Raw genomic sequence first — 19,512 nt, 5'->3', positions numbered from 1 at the left:
GCGTTGTCCGTCAAGTGACGGTTTCATAAGTAATTGAAATTTAGATGAAATTTCCGGTTTTTAGGTCTTTATTGTTCGAAATTCTCCATCTTTATTGTAAGGGCACATTCAATCATGTTGCAAAAAAAGACCCGCAGTTCAGAGCGGGTCTTTTTTTGCCTTTATGCACGCGGGCACGGACAGGCTGCAATCTCAAACGCTGTTGTTCCCGGACTTCTTCGGGCCGGACTGCCGTCTCCTCAAACCGAGCTAGCGAATGCCGTCAAGGCTCTGATCAACGGCACTTCGCTGCAAGCGGCGGGCCGGTGAAGAAAACGGCTTGTGCGCGTTCATCGGAAGACGATCTGACCAAGACCCTGCGCGGAGATGCCTGGCTGAGAAAGACCGGGATGCGGAACTCACTCGCGCTGAATTGCTGGTCGTCGACGGTGATCTCACCGGCGATGGGCAAGAAGAATGCGCGTTGCCCCGCCGAGATGATGATCTCGATCGACGCGCGCCGCGTTAGCGAGATGTCGAGCAAGGTTACGTCGGTAGGCGGCCCGAGCGGAGAACGAGCGTTGCCGAATCTGCCGAGGAGCACACGAACGACCGCTCCGGCTGACTCGACGGACAGTACATCCTCCGCCTCCAGCCTCAATGTGCGCGGATTGGTCGCCCGCCTTGCCTCGGCGAGATCGATAGAGATCCGCAGGCAATGGAGCACCTTGCTAGCGTCGACGGGTTGTTCGTCAATCTCGATTCCGGTGCCGGCCGTTGTCCAGTGCAATGCCCCCGGCGCTATCAGTTGGTGATCGCCCAGCGAGTTGCGATGATCCAGACCAGTCGCCGAGTCCGGAAAGAGATACGTCAGGTATGACATGCCCACGTAGCGATTCATCGGGAACACGGGTCCGCGAATCCAAACGTGATCGACGCCTATGAACGGATCGATCAGGGAGGCGGCCCCACGCAATGCGTGGGCGAGGAACTGATCGTTGTATTGATGCGGCTTGAGGTGGGTGGTGACGAGCATAGCGACTCACGCTGCCAATGAGAGGCCGATTCTTAGTGTGCGGCAGACTGAGGGGAATGAGGCGCGACGTAATTGAGACTTTCTCCCCGAGCAAGAATCGCGGCGGCGGCGAGCCTACGAGAGCCGGTCGCGAAGGAAGTCGATAAAACGCTGAGTCTTCGCCGGCAGAAGCCGGGTCTCGGTGATGGCGTAGACCGTCTGCGGATGACCATGCCACTGCGGCAGGATCCGCCGCAACTTTCCGTTCGCGACCTCTTCGGCCATCACACCCTTGGACACCATGGCGATGCCCAGATCCAGCGTGGCAAAGCGGCGTATCAATCCAACGTTGTTGAGCGTGAATCTGCCGCCGACCGGCACCGTCATGCTGCGCGTCCCATCCGTCAACGCCCACGAGGCTGCCCTCAACATGGTGAAGCATTGGTGTGAACTCAGCTCTGCCGGCGTCGCCGGTTCACCGTGTTCCTTCAGATATCCCGGCGAGGCGAACAACTGCGGGATGAGGGTGGTAATGGGACGTGCAATCAATTGAGAATCCCCGGACTCTCCCATGCGGATGGCCACGTCGAACGGATCGCTGACCATATCCACCCTTCGCGGGGTGAGGTCGAGGTCGAACGAGATAGCGGGGTATAGCCGCGAGAATTCGGCGATCAGCGGCGCCAGATAGACCTGGGAAAAGTCCACCGACATCGATGCACGCAGCAAGCCGCTAGGCTGAGCGAGCATCTCGCCCAGGTGCTCGTGAGCAAGCCGGGCTTCATCGACAATGCGCTTGCAGCGGGTGAAGTAAACCTGCCCCGCCTCTGTCAACTCAAGCTTGCGTGTGGTGCGATGAAGCAATCGCAGACCAATCGCTTTCTCCAGGTTCGTGATGCGCCGCGATAAAGTCGAATTTGGCATGCCAACTGTTTCAGCCGCTTTTCGAAATCCCTTGGCCTTGACGACTTCAACGAAGAGCGCCATGTCGTTCAAATAGTCATCCATCTCGTTGCGTCCGCTTGCATTGCTTCATAGGTGGATCAATGCTTTCCAAAATACCATGTTTATCCGCACGCGAAAGCCGAGGATCATTGCCGCATGGCAAAAACCAACGCAGAGCGCCAGCGATCGTATCGCGCGCGACGAACGGGGAGGGGCGGCCGCCACGAACGCCTGAACTGCTACGTGTCGATATCCACCAAGCGCAACCTGGATCGATTGGCAGCGTACTTCCGGCTAACGATCGTCGAGATGCTGGAGAGAATCATCAACGAACGCGCGACGGCATTGCTGAGTCAGTTGAACGAAGAGGAACGTGTGCGGTTCTTCGAGGAGCGCATCGAAAAATCTTCGTTACTGCGTAACGACGGCAGTCAGGCAATGTGAATGTGCGGCGCATATTTATTAAACAGATATTTTTGAAAATGCCTCGTCCATCAAACGAAATCATAGGAGAAATACATAACCCGCCTCCGCGATAATTTCAAGTCGTGTGGTATCCGTATGCCCGACGGGCACGCGGCCTGTATTGTCGACCTAACATTTCTGCGAAATAATTTCGAGTACGAACTAACTGCCACTCATCATTTCGCAGAGTGTAAGAATGGATCACGTACATCTGATGACCGTCTTCGTGGCGGTGGGAGAGGTCGAAAGCTTTGCCGCTGCTGCCAGACGTCTTGACCTTTCCCCCGCTGCGATCACGCGCGCCGTTGCCGCCCTCGAAGAGCGGTTAGGGGTGAAGCTTCTAGCGCGTACCACGCGCAGTGTTCGCTTGACCGAGGCAGGCCGCCGATACCTCGACGATGCAAGGAACATTCTCGTAAGCATCATGGAGGCCAACGAGGCCGCGGTGGGCATTAATGCGTCTCCGAGGGGCAATCTCTCGGTTACGGCATCGGTGCTGTTCGGCAAGGCTTTTGTCATGCCTTCCATCGTCCATTTCTTGAAGGAGTATCCCGAGGTCGAAGTGTCCGCTGTGTTCCTCGACCGTGCGGTGAATCTGACGGATGAGGGCATCGACGTAGCGGTGCGCATCGGGCATTTGCCAGATTCCAGCCTCAAGGCATTGCGGGTAGGGCAAGTGCGCCATGTTCTGTGCGCTTCGCCGGACTATTTGCGAACGCACGGCATGCCGCAGCACCCGGCAGATCTGCTGCGCCACACGATCATCTCGGCGACGGGGGTGCCCGGACGCGCGGAGTGGAGATTTGGCGCGTCCGAGGAGCCTACGCTGGTCCGCACCACGCCGCGGCTGTCAGTCACGAGCAACGACTCGGCGGTCGAGGCTGCGCTCGCGGGGGTAGGCATTTGCCGGCTGTTTTCCTATATGGTGCCCAACGAACTGAACAGCGGACGCTTGCAGACGATACTCGATGAATACGGGGAGGCTCCATGGCCGGTCTATGTGGTGCACCGCGAGAGCCGTCTCGGGTCGTCCAAGGTGCGGAACTTCATCGACCTGCTGGTGCATCAGCTTCGTACCCACCAGCACCTCAACTAAGCTGCGGGCGCTTTCAGGCCCATCGTTACTGCGTAACGTACGGTGAGGTACGGTGCGGTGCGAGCAAAAAAGAACGATGTCCGCGTTGTCTAGAGTCACGGGTACCTCTTCGGACATCGCCAAAGCTCGCGGGTCAGCGGATAGCCAGATACGTCGGGGCTTACAGTCCTAGTTCGGTGAGGCCCGGATGGTCGTCGGGGCGACGCCCGAGGGGCCAGTGGAACTTCCGCTCGGACTCCTTGATCGGCAGATCGTTGATGCATGCGAAACGGCGCTGCATCAGGCCGTTCTCGTCGAACTCCCAATTCTCATTGCCGTAGGAGCGGAACCAATGATTGGAGTCGTCATGCCACTCGTAGGCATAGCGCACGGCGATCCGGTTTCCTTCGAATGCCCAGAGCTCCTTGATCAGACGGTAGTCCAGCTCCCTGTTCCATTTGCGCGTAAGAAAATCCACGATCTCCCGGCGCCCGGTGGCGAACTCCGCCCGGTTGCGCCATGCGCTGTCGGTGGTATAGGCAAGCGAGACCCGCTCGGCATCACGAGTGTTCCAGCCATCCTCCGCAAGACGGACCTTGGTCAGCGCAGTTTCGCGGTTGAAGGGCGGGACGGGGTGGCGTATTTCTGTGTTCGACATGGCAGGTCCTTGATGTTCAACGTTGTGATGTGCTGCGGTTGAGTTGTTGCATGAAGTTGTCGGTGATCGTTGCCACTTCCTCCAGCTTCGTATCCATGACGAAATGACCACCGTCGAGGACGTGGACGTCAGCGGCAACGTTGTCCTGGCGGAATGCTTCGGCGCCGGGCACCGTGAACGCCAGATCGTGCTTGCCCCAGACCACGAGCGTTGGTAACTGTTTCTGACGCAGCCACGCCTGCCAGCGGGGATAGGCAGCGATGTTCTGCTGGTAGTCGAAGATCAGGTCGGCCTGGATGCGAGCTTGGCCCGGCCGGTTCAAGTAGGCGTGTTCGTCCATCCACAGATCGGGGTCGTAGGCGAGCACATTGGGGTCGCTTCCGACATGACGCGCGCGCGTAGCGCCTAGTGACTGATGCACGCGCACGACTTCGCTCTCGTGCGCCGCGCGATCTGCCCAGAACGCCTTGCGTTGCGCCCACATGGCTCCCAGTCCGGCTTCGTACACATTGCCGTTCTGAAAGATGAGCGCCTGTACGGCGTCGGCGCGGGCCTCGGCCAGCCGCATGCCGATCGGCGCGCCGTAGTCCTGCATGAAGAGGGCATAGCGCCGCACGCCCACGGCGTCTGTGAATCGCTGCATGACGCGCGCGAGATTGTCGAAGGTATAGGTGAAGGACTCTGGGCTCGGCGCCGCGCTGTTGCCGAAGCCAGGATAGTCTGGGGCGATCAGATGGTACTTGTCGCCAAGCTTGCGCATCAGTGCGTCGTACATGCGCGATGAACTGGGGACGCCATGTAGCAGCAGGATGGTGGGCCTTTCACGATCTCCGGATTCCCGATAGGCGATGTTGACGCCGTCGACTGCGACCGTCTGATAGGTGATGGTGGCCGCCTGCGCGGCATCCGCGATGGCGATGGCGATGGCGGTTGCGACGAATCCCGCCAGTGCGGTGATCTTCATGCTGGCTCCAGATTGCTCTGCGTTATCGAGTCATGCGAATGTAGGGCGTTGCGCCAGCCGCCCGATACCGCGTGCAGCGAAATTCTGTCTTGCTCGTCGCAGTTTCTCCCGGAGTCGGTAAGCGTTCGGTTTGACAAAAGCCGATGGGAGAGCCTGCTTAAACTCGAACTTCGCTGCATGTGTCCCCACGCAATGGAAAAGGTGACTGGTTTGAATGAACTCTCGCATCATGACTTCGCGGCTGCGCTCGGCAGCCTGAAGGCCACGATTACGGCGCGCGCACCCGAGATCGAGGCAGCGCGGAACGTTCCTGCGGACCTCGTTGCGCAAATGACATCCGCCGGCATCTTCCGCATGCTTCTGCCGAAGGCATATGGTGGTCTCGAGCTCGATCTGCCAGAGATCCTCGAGGTCATGAGCGGGCTGGCACGATGTGATGCCTCCGTGGGCTGGACCACGATGATCGGCGCGGGCTCGGCGCTGTTCTCGACAATGCTTCCGCGCCACGCGTTCGAACGCATCTACGGGAGCCACCCCGATACCATCGTCGCCGGCACCACCCAGTTGCGCGGCACCATCGAACAGCGGGACGGACATTGGCGCGCTCACGGTCAGTGGCCGTTTGCCAGCGTGTGCCGCCACGCTTCCTGGATGCTGGGGTTCTGCCGCTATGTACCCGACGATGCCACAGAAGAAGGCCCAACTCAGGTCCGCGTCGTGCTCTTGCCGGCAGAGCGTTGGAACATTCTCGATACGTGGCACGTCCCCGGGCTCAAGGGTACTGGCAGCGACGATATTGCACTCGATGCCATCATCGATCCGGACACGGACATGTTCGACCTTACCCAGCCGGATCGCTGGGCAGCGGGCCCGTTGTACGCCGGTCCTCCGCAGATGTTCGTTCTGATGCATGCGGCTATCTCGCTTGGTATCGCGGAGGGGGCAGTGGATGATCTGCTGGCCATCGCACGAAGTGGCAGGCGGCAGGAACGTTCCACCGCGCCGATGCGCGACACCGAAGCGTTTCAACGCGATCTGGGTGAGGTCCATGCTCATGTGCGCGCCGCGCGCGCGGCACTGATGCAGCAGACGCGAAGCCACTGGCAACATGCCCGGGAAGGGACGCTAGCGACTGACGCCAGGCTTGTTGAGGGAAGCCAGACGGCGATCTGGACGGTATCCACGTGTCGCAGCGTGGTGGACAAGTGCTTTCAGTTGGCAGGCAGCGCCGGGTTGTACGAGCAATCTCCATTGCAGCGGCGGCTGCGCGACATCCACGTTGCCGCACAGCATAACCTCGTGCTGCCACGGCACTACCACAAGGCCGGGAAGCTGCTCGTAGATCAGGTCGGCTGAGTTCATGCCAACTGGCAAGCTTCTTCGAAGTTCAAGCGGGGATCGCGCGGGTGAAGCTTCGCATCGTCGCCGTAGCCGAGGGTGCAGATGAAATTGGCCTTCCATGTGGTCCCCTTGAAGAACGCATCGTCCAGAACGGCGTTATGGAAGCCCGACATGGGGCAAACATCGACGCCAAGGCCGCGCGCCGCGAGCATCAGGTAGGCACCTGTCAGCGAACTGCTGCGGTACGCGATTGACTCGGCGAACGCCGCATCGGCCTCGAACATCGGCTTCACGTTCATGCGTGGAAAGAGCCGAGGCGCGTCGTCGAAGAACCTTGCATCCTGCGCGATGATCACGGTCACTGGTGCTTCATTTACCTGGCGCAGGTTGCTGCCCATCCCTTCCAGCGCGGGATACAGCTTTCGACGGCCTGCCGCCGATCGGACGAAGACGAGGCGCGCCGGCTGCAGGTTCCCACTAGTGGGTCCCCATTTAATCAGTTCATAGAGGGTGCGCAGGGTGTCGTCCGACACTTCTCGATCGGTCCAGTGGTGATGAGATCGCGCATCCGTGAACAACTGCGCAAGGGAGGCCTGGGCGATTGGCTGACGGGCAGACATGTTTGTTCCTCTGGCGTGAGTCATTACGACTTGCTGATCCGGCCTTCCCTGAGCAGGCGGCGGCCAATGGCGTCGATATGTTCCTCGCCGATGCGAAGTGCGGATGGCGAGGTGTGAACGGAGTAGTAGCCCAAAGACAGCGGGTACTCGTGGGGCACTGCGGAGCCGAGGAGGAATTGCGTGTCCGTAACGGCTTCGAATTCCACTGTCCGATGCGAGCGCTCAAAGGCGACCAGCTCTTCTGCGCGCAACGGCTCACCGTTCGCCAGCACGCTTCCTTCGGCCGGCGATGCCCACAGCACGATGTGCCCCGGCGGCGGCTGGTATGTCCAGCTTTCCCCGGCCTTTAGCTTTACCGCCAGAACATTCATCGGCGATGGAGCGGCAATGGCACTTTGTGCATTGCCGTATCCGCCCAACAGTACGCGTGCCGGGCCGGCACTGGCGATATCTTCAGTCGCCTGGAAAGCCGCTACGGTCGGACCAAGTTCGAGGTCGGGCGGAAGTGCGACCCAGAGCTGATATCCACGCACACGGCCGTGGTCAGGGTCGCCCACGCTTCCACCGTGCCACATCCCCTTGCCAGCCTGCATCCATTCGATCCCACCGCTCGGCAACACCACGGTGTTTCCATCGGGATCGATGAGGTCCATGCGGCCGTCAATCAGAAACGACAGCGTGGCAATACCGGAGTGAGGGTGAAGCGGCCCCACGAATGGCGGCCCTTTCATATCAAAGAAATCCAGAAACACGAACGGTTTAAGAAACTGCCCAAGGTCGGACGGGCTCATCAGGCGGGTCGCAGGCCCGTTCTTACGGCCGTCGGCGCGGTGCGCGATAGCGCGGCGTTGTACTTTTCTATCTTCAGCGACGAGCGACATAATGTGGGTCCCCTTATGCCGTAATGGTGCGAGCGGTCTTTAGGGCGGAAGCCCACCAGAGAAGGTCGTCCACCAGTGCGGTCGCGTGTTCGTCCTTCGCTTTCAGCGTGGCCGCAATCTGATCGGCGTTGCCTTGGAAGTGCGCAAAAATTGCTTCAACTGGGAGGTGCACGGCATGCCGGATCGGGGCCATCTGTAGCTCGACAGAAATCTCGCGCAATTGTTGTACTGCGCGGGCTCCACCTACACTGCCCCAGCTCACGAAGCCGATCGGCTTCCGTTGCCACTCGGCATATACCCAGTCCAGCGCATTCTTCAGGACAGCCGGGGGTGCGAAGTTGTATTCGGGCGTTGCAACGACGAAGGCGTCGGAAGCGGCAATGGCCGCGGTCCATTCCTGCACCGCTTTGTTGTCGTACTGCGGACGACCCGGAATGCCGGGAAGCATGGCGCTATCGAAGAACGGTAGCGGAAAATCGCGGAGATCGAGGACGCGTGCTGTCACGCCGTCGCGTCGATCCAGATGCTCCTTGATCCAGCGCGCCGGCGCGTCGGAGAAGCGATGTTCACGGGTGCTGCCGATGATTACGGAAACGTTTGTCATGCCGGGCTCCTGAGTTGATGTCGAGCGCTGGACTGCGCTTGGAACCAATGTAAGAAAACCCGGGTTGTAGAAAAATACGGCACAATGAAATGGACTCGTGCACTATCGTTAGTAATTGAAATCTCGTACCGGAGTATCGATGGATCTCAATGACATTGCCCTGTTCGTCAACGTCATCCGGGCAGGCAGCTTTGCCGAAGCGGGACGGCGTTTGGGCATGCCACCCAGCACGGCAAGCCGTCGCGTACAGTCGCTGGAAGTCGCTCTTGGAACCCGGTTGATGCAACGCACCACGAGACGGCTGGTGCTGACGGATGCGGGCAGAAATTTCTTTGCGGAATCGGCGGATCAGATTGATGCGCTGATGCGCGCTGCGGGGCAGGTCGCCGAGGTCGCCAATGAAGTCGCTGGTCGCGTGCGAGTGGCCGTGCCAGTGGACTTCTTCGAATGGTTTCCGGCCGATGCCCTCGCCCGCTTCGTCACGGCCAATCCGCGTGTGCGCTTCGAGTTTGAACTCAACGATGCGCGTGTGGACCTGCTCGGCGAGGGCATAGACGTTGCCCTGCGCGGAGGCGACCAGGATCCCACGCTCTTCGCCCGCAAGCTGGGTACGAGTTCGGCGACGCTCGTAGCAAGCCCAGAGTATCTGGCGCGACGCGGGAGGCCCACGGAACTTAGTGACCTGGCGAAGCATGACTGCGTGACCTCCCCTTCCCGGGGGGGGCCGCGGACTATCTGGCGCCTCGGCGGAGGGAGCAAGTCGGTGGCAACCGTCGAGGTAGATGGTCCATTTCAGGCCAACACATCTTCGGCGCAGCTCGCTGGAGCGGTAGCCGGCATGGGCATCGCGCTATTGCCGTCGGCGCTCACCAGGCCGCTCGTGGAGAGCCGGCGACTGAGTTGGGTCCTTCCCGACTACTCGTCAGGCGCCATCGGGGTTCATTTGGTTTATCACAGCCGCCGACAACTGCCACGCGCTGTGTCTGCGTTCATTGAGTTCGCCGCCAGCACCATCGCAGATTTGGGTTTGATACAACCCGAGCGGGCACCCACGGGCAATCGGCAACGCAACGACCGGAAAAAGAAATCTTCCGCGAAGCCGTCGTAGCATGGCGCGGGATTGCGCTCTTTTTTGAACGAGTGCCTCTCATGCTTCTAACTTTATCCAGAGCGCAGCGGTTTGTACATTGGCATCAGGCGGCATCAGCCGCTCCGGCTCAGGAAAAGGACAGAAGCATGACTAGCATAGGCATCATCGGCAGCGGGCAGATCGGCGGCGCCATCGCCCGGCAGCTAGCAAGAATGAACATCGAAGCGACCATATCCAATAGCCGCGGGCCAGAGAGCCTGCGCGAATATGTCACTCAGCTCGGCCCTTCGATCAAGGCGGGTACGCGGGAAGAGACGGCCGCGAAGGACATCGTATTCGTCGCCGTCCCCTGGCTCAAACTGCCTGCTGCGCTTGCTGGGTTGCCCGATTTTGGCGGACGCATCGTGGTCGACACGAACAATCCGCTGCAGAAGCCACCGCTGCCCCCAATCGACATCGCGGGGCGCGCTTCGTCAGCGATCGTGGCGGGATTGGTACCGGGAGCGCGCCTCGTCAAGGCGTTCAACCACCACGCGTTCTGGAATCTGGAGGCGGATCCGGCAACCCGTGGAGGCCAACGCATTCTCTTTTATGCCAGCGACGATCAGCCAGCCAAAATCGATATTGCGGCGTTGATCGAGCGCCTGGGATTTTTCGGTGTCGATATGGGCGATATCGAGACCGGGAGTCGATTGTTCCAGCCACCGGGGGGGCCGCTCGCAGGGCCCAATATCCTGAAGCTGGAACTGCGTGCTTGAGGGCGTTGCTCTCAGCGATTATCTTCTTCCGGGCAAAACGGCAAGACGAATCAACCTTGCCGTTTCGCTCGATGCGGCCTTACTTCCGCTGCCCCTTCATCAAAGCTTTTGCTTCCTCGATATTCTGTTCCGCACGCTTGGTGATCACCGCCAACGCCTCAGCCTGAGATTTCTGCGCCATCTCGGCCAATTCACGCATATTGTTGAAAGCGGCCTGCAAGCCTTGCTGGACGAATTCGCCCTGCTTGGTCAGCGCCTCCGCGGGATTGCCACCCGTGGTCATCTGCTGGGTCGCAGCCTGAATCTCCTGCATGCTCTTGCTTAGCAGTTCGGTCTGCTTTTGCACAAGCGCCTGCATGCCTTCGTAGGCGACCCGGTTGGCCTCCATGATGGCTTCGATGTCCTGACGCCGCGCTTCTATCACCGCGGTCATGTCGACGCCAGGCAATTTATACTGCTCCAGCAACTTGGTGAAGTCCGCGAACTGGCTAGGCATGGTGGGCATAATTTGTCTCCTCGCTTTCGATGAACGTCACGCCGTTGCGCGTCCGTCCAAGTGGACTACTATTTCTTCTTGGCGTTACCATCAGCCGCCCGCGTTTGCGCGGTGCTGAATGGGGCAGCCGGGACCGACGGCTTCTTGGGTTGTTTGGGTTTCTTTGCTTCGCGATTGCTACGTAACTGACCCTTGGCCATGATTGGCTCCTGGTGCGTTGTTTGCCGAACTGGCAACCCCCAGCATACGCCATTGCGAGTTCTAAAAACTGTCTTGAGGTAGAAAGGGGAAGATCCGATGACGGAAAAGAGTTGGGACAGAGTGCCCATCGACGCGCAAAGTATCGATGCGCCCTTGTCGCAAGCCGCGGTTTTTCTTGTGGTCACCGTCAACAACGAGCAGGCTGCGCTTGCTACGGTATGTTCGGCGCTCGACGGGCTGGACGATCTCGTCAAGACCGTCGGATTCCGGGATCTTTCAGCCAAGCTGTCATGTATTGTCGGCATTGGTCATGATTTCTGGAATCGGCTCGGCGTCGATAAACGGCCGCAGGAACTGAAGCCATTTGCACCGATTCATGGCGCGGTTCATACGGCACCCGCGACGCCGGGCGATCTTCTCTTCCATATCCGATCGGAACGCACCGACGTGTGCTTCGAGTTCGAACGCATCCTGCTCGACACGCTCGGCGCGAGCGTGACCGTGGTCGATGAGGTATCCGGCTTTCGCTACTTCGATGCGCGTGATCTGCTGGGCTTTGTTGACGGCACCGCCAATCCGACGGGACGGGATTTGCCGGCTTCCGCATTGGTCGGCCAGGAAGACGAGGAGTTCGTGGGAGGCAGTTACGTCGTCGTCCAGAAGTATCTGCACAACATGAGCGCGTGGGCGCAGACCCCGACGCCGGAGCAAGAGGCGATCATCGGTCGCACGAAGATCGACAACATCGAGATCGATGACGACGACGCGCCCCGCAAATCGCACAAGTCATTGGCTACGATCGTGGACGCCGACGGCAACGAGCACGACATCCTGCGCGACAACATGCCGTTTGGCCGGCCGGGGCAACGCGAGTTCGGCACCTACTTTATCGGCTATTCGCGGTATCTCTGGGTCATAGAGAAGATGCTGCAACGCATGTACATCGGCGACCCGCCGGGCGCCTACGACCGCCTGCTGGATTTCTCGACGCCTCACACGGGAATCACTTTCTTCGCGCCCGCGAGGCCGATGCTGGAAGAGCTCGTTCAGGCCGCACAAAAGCAGCTCGCAACGGTTTCTCCAACAGGTACGACGCCGCGTTAATCCGCTCAATCCAAGTAGGCCGGAGGCTTCGGCAGCTTCGCGTTATCCGTTGGTTCGTGTTGAATGACCAGCGTCGCATGCGTCTGGCTGACGAGGTCCTCTAGCTTTTTCGAGGACTTCAGCGTGTCGTCGTGCGAGTAGTTGTAGGCTGGCACTTGATTGCGTTGCCGGTTCTCCGTGAAATGCCATTGGTCACCGGAAAGGATGTATGGCCCGGCGTTCTTGAAGTTGATGAGCAATGCCATGCTTCCCGGCGTGTGGCCGGGAATGTGAATTGTCTTGAGCGTACCGTCGCCGAAGAGGTCGACGTCACCATCGACGAGCCTTACGCGCTTCAAGGTCCTGCCCGAGATATGCGACGTGAAAAGATCGCCCTGGATATGGTGCTCCAGCGCGACCTTGGTGTTGCCGATCGCCTCGAGCTCGGCGCGCTGGATGATCAGCGTGGCGTTCGGAAAATCGTTCAACTGACCGGCGTGATCGAAGTGAGCGTGTGACACGATCACATACTTGATGTCCTTGGCGCCGAGCTTGAGGTCGCGTAGCTGATCGACGATCGTCCGGTCCAGCTTGGAAGTGAACGAAGCCTCGGTCAGCGGGCCCTTGAGATATTTCTTCGGCAGCCCCGTATCCCAAAGAATCCAGTCCTTCCCGTGCCGGATCAGATAGCACGACATCACGATGTCCTGCTGCTCTCCCTTGTATAGCCCCGCGTCGGAGAACAAGGCCTTGTCTCCCAACCGCATATGACCACAGTCCAGCCGATACATCTTCACCTCGGGCGGAGCGGCGTACAAAGACGGAATGGATGCGCAAAGCAGCGCGGCCACGGTGAGCGTAGCCAGGAACCGATTCATGATGATGTTCCTCCGGAAATCAATGGGGATCCGAATCAGCCTAGGGGAGTGCTGGCGGAGGTATTGGTTAAACGTTGCGAATTCCCGTGACGGATGCGCGTCGGGATGTTTTCTATACTGACTACCGAGCCGAGAGCGGCTATTGGGAGCAACCAAGATGGCAAAGCGCACCAGCTTCTTCTGCTTATTGCTGTCGTTGACAGCGTTCTCCCACGCCGACGAGCAACTCCAGAATCGCGGCAACGATCCCTTCTTTCAGATATCGAAAGCCATCCCGAACTGCCCCGAGCCTGCCGGCCCTCGCACGACCGAAGCCGAGTGGATCCGGGAATCGCACCATCGCATCGAACATGGGAACCACTGTTGGATAGAGGGCCGCTGCCGTCTTCCCAACGCTTTCGCGTATGACCACGAGATCGCCGATAGCGCGCGCAGGCGCTTGCAATGGCTTTCGGCCAATATGCCGGCGTGGGAACAGAGTACGTTGTGGATTACTGTCTGGCAGCGTTGGGTGCTGATTCAAGGTTGCGTCGGCCCGCAATTCCCCACCGCGAAGTTTATGGAGGCGATGCGGGAGGTTCCGGACGCCGAGCGGGTGGTGGATCAGACGACACGCGATGCCTCGCGCAACGTACCGTACGAGCGCTTCACCAAAGTCCCAGCAGCTTCCACCACACCCCGCCCACCACCGCAAACACCATCAACTCCAGCACACACATCACCGCCCCCGCCCGCCACCACTGTCCCATCGTCACATAGCCGCTCCCAAAAATGATCGGCGAGGTGCCGGTGGCGTAGTGCGTCAGCGTCATCATGATGGCCGAGCCCGCCGCCATCATCAGCAGGAAGGGAGGGGCGTAGGGCGGCGGAATCAGATGCACGCCTACCGTCAGGAAAGCGAGCATCATCGCGCTGATATGCGCGGTAGTGCTGGCGAACAGATAATGGGAGAACACAAACGCCAGCACCAGCGTGGCCGCGATCGAGGGCCAACCCATGCCGCTGGCGGCGATGGCGTCGCGCATATCCGCCGAGAACCATGCGATGACGCCCAGCTTGTTGAGTTGCTCCGCGAGCATGACCAACGCGCCGAACCAGATCAGCGTGTCCCACGCGCTTTTCTCCGAGAGCACGTCGTCCCAGTCGATCGTGCCGGTGATGATCAGTGCGAACAGACCAAGAAACGCGACCGCGGTCGGATCGAGCGTGTAGGCATCGCCAAGGATCATCGCCGGCACGTTGGCCCACAGCACCAGCATCATGGCGAAAACCCCCATCATCATGCGCTCCTTGCCGCTGAGCGGACCCATGCGTGTCAACTCGCCACGCGCATACTCCACGGCGTTGGGTGTCACCTTCAGCTCGGGCGGATTCAGCAGGTAAATGACCATCGGCATGACCAACAGGCAGAGCAGGCCCGGCAACAGCATGCACAGCGCCCACATGGTCCAGCTCAGATGCAGCGACTGGCCGCTGGCCCGCGCGATGTAGTCGACCACAAGCGGATTCGGCGCGGTAGCCGTCACGAACATCGCCGACGTGATGGGGTTGGCGTGATAGTTGACCAGTGCCAGATACGTGCCTACCTTACCTTGCGTGCCCTTGGCCGGATCCGAATCGAACGCGCCAGCGATCGAGCGCATGATCGGATGCACGATGCCACCCCCACGCGCCGTGTTGCTGGGCGTGAACGGCGCGAGCACCAGCTCGCAGATCGCCAGTCCGTAACCGATGCCAATGGTGCGCTTGCCCAGCAGCGCAATGAACATCAGGCCGATGCGATTGCCTAGGCCGGTTTTCTTCAGTCCGCGCGAGATCAGAATGGCCACCACGATCAGCCAGATCAACGGATTGGAGAAGCTGCTGAGTGCATCGGCGATGGCGCCCTTCGACGAGTGCGAGGTCACCTGCGCGAACGCCACGATGACGATGGCCATCATCGCCATCACACCAATCGGCATTACCTTGAGGATGATGGCGACAATCGTGGTCAGAAAGATGGCCACTAGCGTCCACGCGTCTGCGTTCAGGCCCGACGGCGCGGGCAGCAGCAATAGCGTGACAAGGACGATCGTGGTGATGATGGCCGGCGTTAGCCGGAACGGCACCACGGACATGAAGTAACGGTACATCGCAGCGATCCTGCGGAGCATCTCCGAACCTCCCTGGGCGAACATACTGGTCATCGGCATCGTGACCGATCGGCGCCGGGAGCGGAAGTCAATTTTTTTGAAGCGCGCTTGAATCCGATGGTTTGGCGGCCCCATTGCGCCGCAACGTGTCTAAAACGTGCGCAGGGAGTGTGATCACGGCTTCCGCTGACATCACAATTTCCGCATTGTTGCTATCCTGAAGTGGTGCACCCATTCCAAGGAGACGCCCCCATGTGCCGTTGGCTGGCCTATTCCGGCCGTTCCGTCCCACTCGAGGCGGTACTGTTTCAGCCGGAGCATTCCCTGATCGACCAGAGCCTGAATGCGCGGCTCGGGCATACCACCACGAATGGCGATGGCTTTGGTGTCGGCTGGTATGGCCGGCATTCGGAGTTGCCGTTCCGCTATCGCTGCCTGCATCCCGCGTGGAGCGACACCAATCTGCGTGAGACCGCGCGCGCCGTCAGGGCGCCGATGTTCGTCGCCCACGTGCGCGCGGCCACGGGTACGCCGACGCAGGAGACCAACTGCCATCCGTTCCGCTTTGGCCGCTGGCTATTCGTGCACAACGGCTTGATCCGAGATTTCCCGCTCCTGCGCCGTGACCTGATGATGGCGGTGGCGCCGCACCTGTTCCGCTGGATCGAAGGGTCGACGGACTCCGAGATCATGTTCTTCCTCGCCCTGACTTTCGGCCTCGAACGCGACCCGCGCAGCGCGTTGGAGCAGATGGCCGGATTCATCGAGAAGGTGGGGCACCGCTACGACGTCCAGTTCCCGCTGAACATGACGGTGTGCGTCACCGACGGCCAGCAGATCGTGGCGGTCCGCTACTCGAGCGAAACCGCATCGCGCTCGCTGTTCCACAGCACGTCCTTCCGCCAGCTACGCGCCCTCTACCCCGAAGACCCCCGCATCATCGCCGCTGGTGACGACGCCTTCCTCGTCTTGTCAGAACCATTGATCGATGTACAGGACGTGTGGGAGGAAATCCCCGAGGCAACGATCCTGATGTCGAAGGGCGGAGAACTCCAACAGGAGAAGTTCGTACCGAGGATGCCGAAGGCGGAGGTGTAGGTTGGGAGCGTGGCACGTTGCGCGCCGCGCCGAAACAGATTAGAAAACCAATTAGATCGTAATTATCCTAATTGTTGCCAATTTTGTTAATTAATTTCAATCAAGCCATATACTGACTTCGCGAACCATCGTGGTTCGCGTTTCGTCTGTGTTCACGATCCACCGTTGACGACAACGCTGTTCTCGTCGAATCGGTGTCGATATGGAGCGATATATATGGCTATCACGAAAACAGGTCTTGCCATCTCTGCAATGCTGATGTTGGCCGCCAATGCGCAAGCATCGGCGTTGCGCGCGCCGCAGGATCCGCAATCGGTCGTTGATCTTAAGTGGGGCCATTGCGAGCCCTTCTACGAAACCGGCGCTACGTCGGAGATGCTGTCGATGTTCGGCTGTAACTGACGATCGTACGTCAGCCAATTTCTCAATCCTCGCAGAGCCATCTGTCGCCATGTACAAGCAGTTTTCGGACGAGATGAACTTCATCGAGGACGGCACGGTGTTCGCCAACGGCGAACCGATAGGACTACTCGTGCCGTCGACGTTGTTTGGCTATAGCGATGACGGCACTCTGCACGTCTGTGGAAGACAGGGAGTCGCCCAGTTAGGGAAGGGCGACGGTCCGATGCGATTCTGGGAGGCTTTGATCGCATCGGACTGCATACTATTTGGGGAAGCGTCTGCAATCAAACGTTGCAAGGAAATACTTGCAGACCCGGTCTATAGTCGGACATTTTCATATTTGGCTACCGTCTCGGCCACCTGTGAAGACCTGCTTCGTCGTCTGGCGCTTATACGTTCGTCAAGCGTACTAGTCCTAGGCTGCGGCGGAATTGGTTCCCTAGCGGCACTGAACGTAGCCGGCGCTGGCGTCAAGTCTGTGACCCTCGTGGATCATGATCACATCGAGCTGAGCAACCTCAATCGTCAATTTCTTTGGACGACTCGTGACATAGGCTGCCTGAAGGTAGAAGTACTGCGTAGCGCAATCGAGCAGCGTTTCCCGTGCGTCGAGGTCACCGCCGTTGCCGCGACAATCACCGTAGAAGACGCCAAGCGTCTCAGCCGAAGCCATGATGTGATTATTGTGTCGGCAGATGAGCCATTGGGCTTGGGAGGCCACCTTTCGGAGGAGTGCCGAGAGTTGGTCGTGTATGGGGCCTACTTCCAAAAGTATTGGGGTTACTTTGCCTCAAAGAACTGCGGTCGCGTTGCCGGTCGAGAGCGAGGCGTGACGTGGGTACGAAGTCCAGGATTCATTGGTCCCAGTTTCGGTCCCGGGAACACGGAAATTGCTGGAGCCATTTCCGCGGCATGTATGCACTATCTGTGCGAAAGAGATCGCCTCGAGACGGTGGATCTCGCTCAAATCTGGTGTGGCGATAGAGTCGTCGCGGAGAGACGATGACGAGTATTCAAAACTGTGTCTTTTGCCAGATTGTCGCCGGCTCGTCTCCCGCGCACGTGATCTGGGAGGACGACCACCATCTGGCCTTCCTTTCGATCTATCCGAATACGCCGGGTTTTACCGTCCTCGTCACGAAGGAGCACCACCCCAGTTACCTTCTCAATCTCGATGCAAACACACTCCAGCGTCTCATGCTCGCCGCAAAGGAAGTAGGTCAGCTACTCGATCGATCGTTCGACGACGTGGGCAGGACAGGCTGCATCATGGAAGGCTTCGGCGTGGACCATGCGCACATCAAGCTTTTCCCCATGCATGGCACGCGCGGGGCATGGCGGCCAATCAAGTCGAACGTGGACAAGTACTTCGAGGCATACGAAGGCTATATCTCATCGCACGACTTTCGGCGCGCCAACGAACGTGATCTGGCGGCGATGGCCGCGAAGATCAGGGCGAGTTGTTCATAGGCGGCGGCAACGAGATGGCGCTTCACGTTGCATATTCGTAATGAGGCCATATGCATGCCGTTAGTTCAGATGCGCAAGTCGCTCAGTCAACAGCTTTTCTACGATTGCAGCCTGCAGACGATCTCGTGACACCTTTACCGGGTCTCGATCGCTCAGTCCTGCCATCCATCGCTTGAAGTCGACGAACGTCTTCGGATCGATCGTTCTCATTCTGGCCATCTTCCCCGTCGTTGCCACGATCGGTGCGCTGAATGGCTTCGCGCTTAGCAGCACACTTGCGCGCGGCGCCGCCTCGAAGGTTGCGCGCGGCGCCGTCGATGTCCTCACGCTTGCTGCGTCAACTGCTCCTCCAGAATCGCATTCAACCGACCCCGGAAGTTGAGCGGCGACGAGATTCCCGGGATAGGCGCCCGTGGTGCGCCGGCGCCCGAAACAACGACCGAGCCGTAGTTGAGAATTCGGCCGAGAATCGACTGGTCGATCTGCACAGTCTCGACCTTGGCCAGACGCATTTCGACAGTGCTCCGGCTGATGAGACCAAACTTCGCGATGACACGCTTGTCGGTGATGGCAAGCTCGGTCGTCCAGACGCGAACGAACGCGACGATAAAGCAGATCAGCCCGATGCCCATGAAGGGCAGCGTGAGCAGGCCCAGGATCAGGATCGGTAGCTGAGACAACCACGACACCTTTGCCTCGTAAACGATTGTCTCGTTAGCGGCGATGCTGGCGTTGACGTACGACCCCATTGTTTATCTCCTTTGATTGGATTGCTGTAGACGAAGATCGATTGGATCCCGATCGTTAGATGTCGTCGCTTTCTCAAGAATCTTGACCCCTCTTGCGTTGGGAAAGGGCCGCGATGCTTCAAGATTAACGAAACGCTGATTGTTCCTCGTCCTCTCGCATGTGAATCTCGGCTTCGATACGTTGCCAATTTCCAAAGAGGACGAAGACCATGGCCCAGACCGAGCATCAGGACTGCATCTTCTGTCAGGTGGTCGCCGGCGCGTCGCCTTCGCACACCATCTGGGAAGACGAGCACCACATCGCGTTTCTTTCGATCTATCCGTACACGCCGGGGTTTGCGGTGCTCGTGACCAAGGCGCATCACGGCAGCAATCTCCTCGCACTGGAACCTGCGATCGTCGATCGATTGCTGGACGCTGCGAAGGACGTCAGCCGCATGCTCGATCGCACATTCAAGGAAGTGGGTCGGACCGGGTGCGATATGGGTGGATTTGGCGTGGACCACGCGCATGTGAAGTTCTACGTGATGCACCATAGCACCCGCATACACTGACTCTCACAAACGAACACGCATCCGTAATCTTTCCTGATTTTTCAAGATTTTTCA

The 19,512-nt window shown here is 59.3% G+C and carries 24 protein-coding genes and 1 pseudogene; 12 read left to right on the top strand and 13 right to left on the bottom strand.

Annotated elements, in window-relative coordinates; genetic code table 11:
- Positions 1–274: 274 nt before the first annotated feature.
- Positions 275–1,015 (bottom strand): pirin family protein, encoded by a 741-nt coding sequence (locus tag LDO41_RS26920; protein ID WP_223993897.1) that lies wholly within the window; start codon positions 1,013–1,015, stop codon positions 275–277.
- 114 nt (positions 1,016–1,129) lie between these two features.
- Positions 1,130–2,002, bottom strand: a complete 873-nt coding sequence (locus tag LDO41_RS26915) for a LysR family transcriptional regulator (RefSeq protein ID WP_223993895.1) — start codon at positions 2,000–2,002, stop codon at positions 1,130–1,132.
- A gap of 93 nt (positions 2,003–2,095) precedes the next feature.
- On the opposite strand from LDO41_RS26915, the gene LDO41_RS26910 reads away from it, so the two are divergent.
- On the top strand, positions 2,096–2,383 hold the full coding sequence (locus LDO41_RS26910) for a hypothetical protein (protein ID WP_223993893.1): 288 nt from the start codon (positions 2,096–2,098) through the stop codon (positions 2,381–2,383).
- Positions 2,384–2,600: 217 nt separating this feature from the next.
- The gene (locus tag LDO41_RS26905; protein WP_223993892.1) at positions 2,601–3,500 is read left to right on the top strand and encodes a LysR family transcriptional regulator; all 900 of its coding nucleotides are present in this window, start codon (positions 2,601–2,603) and stop codon (positions 3,498–3,500) included.
- A gap of 160 nt (positions 3,501–3,660) precedes the next feature.
- Here the strand turns inward: LDO41_RS26905 and LDO41_RS26900 are convergent, their stop codons facing one another.
- Together LDO41_RS26900 and LDO41_RS26895 are read right to left on the bottom strand one after the other, a co-directional pair.
- Positions 3,661–4,137, bottom strand: coding sequence for a nuclear transport factor 2 family protein (locus LDO41_RS26900; protein WP_223993891.1), 477 nt, complete (start codon positions 4,135–4,137; stop codon positions 3,661–3,663).
- 16 nt (positions 4,138–4,153) lie between these two features.
- Positions 4,154–5,101: an alpha/beta fold hydrolase gene (locus LDO41_RS26895; protein ID WP_223993890.1), complete on the bottom strand. Its 948-nt coding sequence runs from the start codon at positions 5,099–5,101 to the stop codon at positions 4,154–4,156.
- 48 nt (positions 5,102–5,149) lie between these two features.
- Between LDO41_RS26895 and LDO41_RS26890 the strand changes: the two genes are divergently transcribed.
- Positions 5,150–6,457, top strand: coding sequence for an acyl-CoA dehydrogenase family protein (locus LDO41_RS26890; protein WP_223993889.1), 1,308 nt, complete (start codon positions 5,150–5,152; stop codon positions 6,455–6,457).
- Between the two features lie 2 nt (positions 6,458–6,459).
- Here LDO41_RS26890 and LDO41_RS26885 read toward each other — a convergent pair whose 3' ends face one another.
- Genes LDO41_RS26885 through LDO41_RS26875 form a run of 3 tightly spaced genes read right to left on the bottom strand, consistent with a single transcriptional unit; the run spans position 6,460 to position 8,547 of the window.
- Positions 6,460–7,062: a malonic semialdehyde reductase gene (locus LDO41_RS26885; protein WP_223993888.1), complete on the bottom strand. Its 603-nt coding sequence runs from the start codon at positions 7,060–7,062 to the stop codon at positions 6,460–6,462.
- A gap of 23 nt (positions 7,063–7,085) precedes the next feature.
- Complete coding sequence (locus tag LDO41_RS26880) at positions 7,086–7,943, bottom strand: pirin family protein (RefSeq protein ID WP_223993887.1); 858 nt, start codon at positions 7,941–7,943, stop codon at positions 7,086–7,088.
- A gap of 13 nt (positions 7,944–7,956) precedes the next feature.
- Positions 7,957–8,547 carry an NADPH-dependent FMN reductase gene (locus tag LDO41_RS26875; protein ID WP_223993886.1) on the bottom strand — a complete coding sequence of 197 codons (591 nt, stop codon included), beginning with the start codon at positions 8,545–8,547 and terminating at the stop codon, positions 7,957–7,959.
- A 139-nt stretch (positions 8,548–8,686) separates the two neighbouring features.
- On the opposite strand from LDO41_RS26875, the gene LDO41_RS26870 reads away from it, so the two are divergent.
- Together LDO41_RS26870 and LDO41_RS26865 are read left to right on the top strand one after the other, a co-directional pair.
- On the top strand, positions 8,687–9,655 hold the full coding sequence (locus LDO41_RS26870; RefSeq protein WP_223993884.1) for a LysR family transcriptional regulator: 969 nt from the start codon (positions 8,687–8,689) through the stop codon (positions 9,653–9,655).
- Between the two features lie 128 nt (positions 9,656–9,783).
- Positions 9,784–10,395 carry an NADPH-dependent F420 reductase gene (locus LDO41_RS26865; protein ID WP_223993882.1) on the top strand — a complete coding sequence of 204 codons (612 nt, stop codon included), beginning with the start codon at positions 9,784–9,786 and terminating at the stop codon, positions 10,393–10,395.
- 79 nt (positions 10,396–10,474) lie between these two features.
- On the opposite strand, the gene LDO41_RS26860 is transcribed toward LDO41_RS26865, so the two are convergent.
- Positions 10,475–10,900, bottom strand: coding sequence for a phasin family protein (locus LDO41_RS26860; RefSeq protein ID WP_223993880.1), 426 nt, complete (start codon positions 10,898–10,900; stop codon positions 10,475–10,477).
- Positions 10,901–10,959: 59 nt separating this feature from the next.
- Positions 10,960–11,091, bottom strand: coding sequence for a hypothetical protein (locus LDO41_RS34265; RefSeq protein ID WP_290370920.1), 132 nt, complete (start codon positions 11,089–11,091; stop codon positions 10,960–10,962).
- A 97-nt stretch (positions 11,092–11,188) separates the two neighbouring features.
- Between LDO41_RS34265 and LDO41_RS26855 the strand changes: the two genes are divergently transcribed.
- On the top strand, positions 11,189–12,196 hold the full coding sequence (locus LDO41_RS26855) for a Dyp-type peroxidase (protein WP_223993878.1): 1,008 nt from the start codon (positions 11,189–11,191) through the stop codon (positions 12,194–12,196).
- 5 nt (positions 12,197–12,201) lie between these two features.
- Here the strand turns inward: LDO41_RS26855 and LDO41_RS26850 are convergent, their stop codons facing one another.
- Positions 12,202–13,053: an N-acyl homoserine lactonase family protein gene (locus LDO41_RS26850; RefSeq protein WP_223993876.1), complete on the bottom strand. Its 852-nt coding sequence runs from the start codon at positions 13,051–13,053 to the stop codon at positions 12,202–12,204.
- 157 nt (positions 13,054–13,210) lie between these two features.
- On the opposite strand from LDO41_RS26850, the pseudogene LDO41_RS26845 reads away from it, so the two are divergent.
- Positions 13,211–13,738, top strand: a pseudogene (locus LDO41_RS26845) (BON domain-containing protein); the annotation flags it as partial.
- Here LDO41_RS26845 and LDO41_RS26840 read toward each other — a convergent pair.
- Positions 13,701–15,206 carry a DASS family sodium-coupled anion symporter gene (locus LDO41_RS26840; RefSeq protein ID WP_223993874.1) on the bottom strand — a complete coding sequence of 502 codons (1,506 nt, stop codon included), beginning with the start codon at positions 15,204–15,206 and terminating at the stop codon, positions 13,701–13,703. The pseudogene LDO41_RS26845 and the gene LDO41_RS26840 overlap by 38 nt on opposite strands.
- A gap of 231 nt (positions 15,207–15,437) precedes the next feature.
- Between LDO41_RS26840 and LDO41_RS26835 the strand changes: the two genes are divergently transcribed.
- The 4 genes from LDO41_RS26835 (at position 15,438) to LDO41_RS26820 (ending at position 18,155) form a co-directional block, all read left to right on the top strand.
- Entirely contained in the window at positions 15,438–16,283 is an 846-nt protein-coding gene (locus LDO41_RS26835) for a class II glutamine amidotransferase (RefSeq protein WP_223993873.1), read from the top strand.
- A 216-nt stretch (positions 16,284–16,499) separates the two neighbouring features.
- Complete coding sequence (locus LDO41_RS26830) at positions 16,500–16,685, top strand: hypothetical protein (RefSeq protein ID WP_223993872.1); 186 nt, start codon at positions 16,500–16,502, stop codon at positions 16,683–16,685.
- A 49-nt stretch (positions 16,686–16,734) separates the two neighbouring features.
- Positions 16,735–17,691, top strand: a complete 957-nt coding sequence (locus tag LDO41_RS26825) for a ThiF family adenylyltransferase (protein ID WP_223993871.1) — start codon at positions 16,735–16,737, stop codon at positions 17,689–17,691.
- Positions 17,688–18,155, top strand: coding sequence for an HIT family protein (locus LDO41_RS26820; protein ID WP_223993870.1), 468 nt, complete (start codon positions 17,688–17,690; stop codon positions 18,153–18,155). The genes LDO41_RS26825 and LDO41_RS26820 overlap by 4 nt, the downstream gene beginning before the upstream one ends.
- Positions 18,156–18,215: 60 nt before the next feature.
- Here the strand turns inward: LDO41_RS26820 and LDO41_RS26815 are convergent, their stop codons facing one another.
- Both LDO41_RS26815 and LDO41_RS26810 read right to left on the bottom strand, forming a co-directional pair.
- The gene (locus tag LDO41_RS26815) at positions 18,216–18,428 is read right to left on the bottom strand and encodes a GSU2403 family nucleotidyltransferase fold protein (RefSeq protein WP_223993947.1); all 213 of its coding nucleotides are present in this window, start codon (positions 18,426–18,428) and stop codon (positions 18,216–18,218) included.
- Between the two features lie 50 nt (positions 18,429–18,478).
- Positions 18,479–18,904 carry a PH domain-containing protein gene (locus LDO41_RS26810; RefSeq protein ID WP_223993869.1) on the bottom strand — a complete coding sequence of 142 codons (426 nt, stop codon included), beginning with the start codon at positions 18,902–18,904 and terminating at the stop codon, positions 18,479–18,481.
- A gap of 209 nt (positions 18,905–19,113) precedes the next feature.
- Here LDO41_RS26810 and LDO41_RS26805 point away from each other — a divergent pair, with 209 nt between their 5' ends.
- Positions 19,114–19,458, top strand: coding sequence for an HIT family protein (locus tag LDO41_RS26805; RefSeq protein WP_223993868.1), 345 nt, complete (start codon positions 19,114–19,116; stop codon positions 19,456–19,458).
- Positions 19,459–19,512 lie beyond the last annotated feature (54 nt).

The sequence above is a fragment of the Cupriavidus pampae genome (genome assembly GCF_914271485.1).
Lineage (GTDB): Bacteria > Pseudomonadota > Gammaproteobacteria > Burkholderiales > Burkholderiaceae > Cupriavidus > Cupriavidus pampae.
This window is presented reverse-complemented; position numbering and strand designations above follow the sequence as displayed.